Below are 6,097 nucleotides of genomic sequence, written 5' to 3'. Positions count from 1 at the left end.
ACCCTGCACAACCGTCAGCAATTGATTGTGGATTGATATTGTGTTTCCATCCTGAAGAGTTCATACTAAATTTATCGCTGTGACGGGAGTCCGAACGTGTCCTCTTCCTATCTAAGCGTTTTTTCTCCCCTTTGCTCCCCCTCCCCCCCCCGCTCCCCCTGCCCCCCCCGCTCCCCCAGCCCCCCCGCTCCCCCATCCCCTTTGCTCTCCAAACGCAACCGATGCAACCGGACACGATATTATTGGCGGTGGGGCGGGTTTAATGAAATATCTCGTGGTGACACACAATGGTTGGTAAAACCCGCCCCTACAGCGTTAAAAACTATACACAAACGAAGCTAGCGGACACAATATGATTGCTAAAACCCGTCCCTACTCTTGACAATTAGCCATTAGCCATTAGCCATTAGCCATTAGCCATTACCAACCTCCTTTTTGACTTAAGTCAAGGCGCTATCCTTTGCACCGCCCTAAAGTGGGGATAGATAAAGCAACGAGGAGACAGAACAATGTTTTGCGAACAATGCGAACAAACTGCCAGCGGACAAGGATGCCATCAATGGGGTGCTTGTGGCAAAAGTCCTGAAGTAAATGCTCTACAAGACTTATTAATTCACTGCTTGCGGGGACTGTCCCAAGTGGCGCTCAAGGCTCGCGAGTTGGGTCAAAATACTCATGAAGCGGATGTTTTTACTTGCGAAGCCCTTTTTGCGACGATGACTAATGTCAATTTTAGCACAAAGAGTTTCACAGAGTATATTGGTCATGCGATCGCGCTGAGAGAAAGCTTAAAAGCTCAACTCCAACCAATCGAATGGTCGGATTTGGCTAACTTTACCCCCGATTTCGAAGACGACTTAGTGCAGCAAGGCAAGGATATAGAATATGAATTTATCAGCAAATCAGCCAGCAATGTAGATATTTTTTCCCTTAAACTGACCGTCACTTATGGCATCAAAGGTCTTGCTTCCTACGCCTTCCACGCTCAAGAATTGGGGCAAGAAGATGACAGACTTTACGCCTTCTGTCACGCAGCATTAGCCGCGATCAACCGCCAAGACCTCAGCCTTGATGATTGGGTAAATCTGGCGCTTAAAGTCGGCGAAATGAACCTGCGGGCGATGGAACTTCTCGACGCTGGAAACACAGGAACTTACGGTCATCCCACGCCGACAGTTGTTCCCCTCAACGCCAAAAAAGGCAAAGCAATTTTAGTCTCCGGTCACGACCTCAAACAACTGGGAGAACTGCTCAAACAAACCGAAAATACGGGCATTTTAGTTTACACCCACGGGGAATTGTTGCCTGCCCACGGTTATCCAAAATTAAAGCAGAAATATCCCCATCTTTACGGTCACTACGGCACCGCTTGGCAGAATCAAACAAAAGAGTTTGCCAAGTTCCCCGGCCCGATTTTAATCACGACAAACTGCTTAATGCCGCCCCACGAATCTTACATTAATAAATTGTTCTCCGTCGGTCCAGTTGGTTGGCCTGGAGTTACCCACTTGCCTTCCCCAAATCTCATCCCCGACTACTCACCCATCGTCCAAAAGGCATTAGAAATGCCGGGGTTTGTAGAAGATGGAGAACTGCGCCAAGTAACGACAGGTTTTGCACGCAATGCGGTATTGAGTGTTGCCGGTGAAGTGATTGAAGCAGTGAAACGGGGAGATATTCGGCACTTCTTCTTAGTTGGAGGTTGCGATGGTGCAAAGCCAGACCGCAATTACTATACCGAATTTGTGGAAAAAGTGCCTAAAGATTGCGTCGTGCTAACTCTTGCTTGCGGGAAGTTCCGCTTCTTTGATAAAGAATTGGGCGATATTGGCGGTATTCCTCGCTTAATGGATGTGGGACAGTGCAACGATGCCTATTCTGCGATTCAAATTGCCTTGGCGCTGGCGAATGCTTTTAACGTAGGTGTGAATCAATTACCCCTGTCGATGATTCTGTCTTGGTACGAACAAAAAGCGGTGGCGATTTTGCTGACGCTACTTTATCTCGGAATTCAGAATATTCGGTTGGGGCCAACTTTGCCAGCGTTTATTTCGCCGAATGTGTTCAAGTTGCTGTCGCAGAAGTATAATTTGAAAGCAATCGCAACTCCGGATGAAGATTTAGCTGCTTGTCTCGGTTAGATTACCCTCAGACTGAAGTCTGAGTCTACACAAACGAAGCCCGCCTGCGCGGGCTTTAAATTTATTAGGGTAAAGTCAAGCCAAATATTAAAAGTTGGAATTAAGTAGGTGCAGGTAAATAAAGTGAAAATAGCTATCCCTACCTATGGCGGGCACCGACGCCCACCCCACAAGAGATGGAAGGTTTTGTGGGGTGGGCGTCTCGCCCGCGATTGTGGTGAGTGGATTGATATTCACCTACTTAATGCCTAATCTCTCAGATAAATCGGGGTTTTCAACAGAATAAACGCTTTCAGCAGGCGTTATCAATTGTTCCCAATCTTGAGACTTAACATATTGATGCTGCTGTCTGACAAACTCAGAAATATCTTCAATATGCACAATCCAATCCCGTGCGTAATAAGATAGAATTTCGCCACGCAACCCCAGTTGAATTGCTCGTCGTTCTAACTTAGCACCCGATGGCTCACGATCTGGATCCCATTGCAACCGCACCAAGGATGTCGCAACTGCTTGCTTCCATTCCTTTTGACTAGCATACACACCTGGTACAAAATTTGAATGAATAGCTGCGGCTAAAATCCGATCAAAAGCAGACCGTTTAATCCAAATGGCAAGTATCACTTCTTGTCCTATTTTATAGCGGATTTCATTCGGATGAGGTACACCGCCTTTTGTGTAGCGGCACCCTTAAGGGTGCCGCTACACAAAAGGCGCGGTTTCGCTGTACCTCACGCGGCTGCAAGCCGCTGTAGTTCCCCACCCCGAACGATACATCATCCACAGAAAGTTGGGCTTAATCCAACTCATTCGGTTAAGGCTAAATTCACCACCAAAGTAACCATGCGAGGCGGCAAAGTGACCTATTGCAGGTCGATAAGCTTGGTAGACAACAATCGATTCGTCGTCAAACTGCGCCAGAATATGACGTCCAGTTTTAGGCCAACGATCTATTTGTGCTAAGTAACTTTCTGTTACCAGCTTCACAAAACACCTCTGGGGCATAAATCATTTTATATTAAAGCATGTTACGCGATTGGACAAAGTAGGAAAGGGGAGCAAAAGTTAGCATCAGTAGGGTGCGTTAGCGTTAGCCTAACGCACCTGATATTTGAAGTTTTATATCAGAGCAATTTTTGTTTGTTATACAATCAAAATATGCAACATAGTGAGGAACAAGCCATGATTTTGCGCTACGTTCTGGCATGGATTCCGATGGTGTTCATAGGCGTCATCAATGGCATACTTCGAGAGGTGACTTACGGGAAATATCTCAGTGAGTTGCGCGCCCATCAGGTGTCCACCGCTACTGGAGTTTTATTGTTAGGTCTTTACATCTTTTTGGTAGCGCGCCTTTGGGGTTTTGAGTCACCCACACAGGCACTAATTATTGGATGCATCTGGCTGGCGCTTACCGTTGGCTTTGAATTTATCTTTGGTCACTATATCGCAGGTCATTCATGGAGTAAGCTTCTTGCCGACTACAATATATTCGCTGGAAGACTGTGGAGTATAGTTCTGATCTGGGTTGCTGTTGCTCCAGTGCTGTTTTACCGCCTTCTAGGTTAAAGCATCAGTAGGGTGCGTTAGCGAAGCGCGTAACGCACCTGATATTTAAAGCATCAGTAGGGTGCGTTAGCGAAGCGCGTAACGCACCTGATATTTAAAGCATCAGTAGGGTGCGTTAGCGAAGCGCGTAACGCACCAACATATTTGAAGTTTTATATCAATGCGATCGCAGCGCCGGTAGCGAAATTATTGATACACATTAAATTTAGTTAAATTTCTGAAAAATTACCGCCATCTTTCCAGAGTTATAAGCATTCCTAGTAAATACAGCGGATTGCAAGTGAGTGGGGGAAAGCCAAAAGGCTTCGTTTGTGTAGCGGCAGCATTAATGCTGCCGCTACACAAACTCTCGGTGTACCTCATACGACCGCAATCCGCCATAAGATTCAACGAAGCAAGAGGAATCTTTGGAGGAAGGGATGAAACTAACGCGGCGCGAAGCACTCAAACTCGGATTACTTGGAAGTGGAGTACTCCTCTCACCTTTTGGATTTGCCAAAAGCGCTTGGGCGCAATCTTCTAAGTGTAATAAAGATAAGTGCCCTGAAGACATGCTGCCACCCAGTACGCAAACCCCCCAGTTGAGTCCACTCATCAAGCGCTTCGACCAACCCCTCCGCATCCCGGAACCACTCCAGCGGTCTTTCAGCAAAACCTACAAGGTTGTGAGTGAAGGGCAAACCTTTGACCAACCAATTGACTACTATCAAATCGAGATGCGGAAGCAGACAGTTGAAATTGTCCCAGCTAAAGATGGCAACCCGGCAATTACCGCTGAAGCTTGGACTTATAACGGCTCTTTTCCCGGCCCCCTCATCCATCAACAAAAAAACCGACAATCCTGCATTCGGTTTATCAATAACTTGGGAAAAGATGCAGAAGGAAAAGACATATGTACCTCCGTTCACTTGCATGGAATGGCTTCGCTTCCCCAATACGATGGCTATGCAGAAGACTTAACTCCCGTCGGCTATTACAAAGATTATTACTATCCCAACAACCGCGCCTCTATTCTGTGGTATCACGACCATGCCGTCCACAAAACTTCCCGCAACGTTTATATGGGATTGGCAGGTATGTATATCGTTGACTATGCCAAAGAAGACTTTTGCAAACCTCAAGACTTTGGCTGCTTACCCAAGGGAGAATTCGAGGTACCGCTTGTCATCCAAGATAAAACATTCGAGATTCCTAACAAAAACAATCCAAATCAGTGGAAGCTTGTATTTAACGATCGCAGACAGCGGGGAGTTTATGCCGATGCTATTCTAATCAATGGCGTACCCTGGCCTCACATGAAAGTCAAGCGGCGGAAATACTACTTCCGACTGTTAAATGCTTCGGCTTCTCGCACATACCAATTAACACTCAGCGGAGATGCCGTCAAGTTAACAACCGATGCGGATAAGCTGACCAAAAATAACGAAAAAGTCCAAATAAAAGTCATCGGTACGGATGCGGGACTGTTAAGCAAAGCCGTAGATCTAAATGCACCAAATCAATACTTGCGGATTGGAGTTGCAGAACGCTACGGCATCATTATTGATTTTTCCGTATTCCGCCCGGAAGTGAAACAGATTTATTTGAGGAATATTCTTTTTCCCGGTAATCTTGGTGCTGAATCTCAAGCGTTGATGCGCTTCGATTTAGAAGATGGGGAAGTGTCGGATAATAGCTACATTCCTGACAACTTAGGTATCCTGACTCTGCGGGAAGAATTAGAAAAACGGGCTGTACAAACTCGTACATTTCAGTTTGGGCGAGGCGGACAGTGGACAATTAACGGTAGAACTTGGAGTCCCACCCGCGTGGAAGCCAATCCCAATCAATGCGATATTGAAATTTGGAACTTAGTTAATACAGGAGGTTGGACCCATCCAGTCCACATTCACTTGATCGATTTTCAAATTATCGATCGCAACGGACGACCTCCCCTACCTTACGAACGAGGGTGGAAAGATGTTGTCATCCTGGGTGATTTGGAGACAATTCGAGTCGTGGCGAAGTTTGCCCCTCACCGAGGCAAATATATGATGCATTGTCATAACATCGTGCATGAAGACCACGATATGATGACTCAATTTGAAGTAGGTAAAGACGGACAAGATCCGCTTTCTGATTGTGCCAAACCTTTACCGCCTCCACCCCTCGGTTCTACCGATCCACCTCCGCTGATCGAGGATAAACTTCCCTGTAAGTGTTTTGAACCGCTTCCGAATAGTTGCTGTGCCGATCCCCTTTCCCCTGATTGTCCGGTGCAAATTACAATTCCCGAACGGTGCAAAAAGGTTTAAACAGTCTACAGAATTTTAAAGAAACCGGGTTTCTCTGAAAAATCGTCGCCAGAGAACTAGAGATCGACGCAGAAACCCGGTTTCTAAAGTCCT

At 46.4% G+C, this 6,097-nt stretch carries 3 protein-coding genes and 1 pseudogene; 3 read left to right on the top strand and 1 reads right to left on the bottom strand.

The genetic code is table 11. The annotated features are described in order from the left end of the window. The first annotated feature begins 509 nt into the window (after window positions 1-509). Entirely contained in the window at window positions 510-2,141 is a 1,632-nt protein-coding gene (gene hcp, locus MiSe_RS25085; RefSeq protein ID WP_226585862.1) for a hydroxylamine reductase, read from the top strand. Window positions 2,142-2,378: 237 nt separating this feature from the next. Here the strand turns inward: hcp and MiSe_RS51175 are convergent. Then, a pseudogene (locus MiSe_RS51175) lies at window positions 2,379-3,146 on the bottom strand (DUF4291 domain-containing protein). Between the two features lie 177 nt (window positions 3,147-3,323). On the opposite strand from MiSe_RS51175, the gene MiSe_RS25070 reads away from it, so the two are divergent. Both MiSe_RS25070 and MiSe_RS25065 read left to right on the top strand, forming a co-directional pair. Continuing rightward, window positions 3,324-3,710: a hypothetical protein gene (locus MiSe_RS25070; RefSeq protein ID WP_226585860.1), complete on the top strand. Its 387-nt coding sequence runs from the start codon at window positions 3,324-3,326 to the stop codon at window positions 3,708-3,710. Window positions 3,711-4,129: 419 nt separating this feature from the next. After that, window positions 4,130-6,004 (top strand): multicopper oxidase family protein, encoded by a 1,875-nt coding sequence (locus MiSe_RS25065; RefSeq protein ID WP_226585859.1) that lies wholly within the window; start codon window positions 4,130-4,132, stop codon window positions 6,002-6,004. Window positions 6,005-6,097 lie beyond the last annotated feature (93 nt).

Origin of the sequence: Microseira wollei NIES-4236, from assembly GCF_020521235.1 — a bacterium.
In the GTDB taxonomy this organism is placed as follows: domain Bacteria; phylum Cyanobacteriota; class Cyanobacteriia; order Cyanobacteriales; family Aerosakkonemataceae; genus Microseira; species Microseira wollei.
The sequence above is the reverse complement of the archived record's forward strand: the minus strand, read 5'-3'. Positions and strand labels throughout refer to the sequence as shown.

Excerpts from the sequence above, each read along its gene's own strand:
- hcp (WP_226585862.1), top strand. The coding sequence starts at position 510 with ATGTTTTGCGAACAATGCGAACAAACTGCCAGCGGACAAGGATGCCAT.
- MiSe_RS25070 (WP_226585860.1), top strand. The coding sequence starts at position 3,324 with ATGATTTTGCGCTACGTTCTGGCATGGATTCCGATGGTGTTCATAGGC.
- MiSe_RS25065 (WP_226585859.1), top strand. The coding sequence starts at position 4,130 with ATGAAACTAACGCGGCGCGAAGCACTCAAACTCGGATTACTTGGAAGT.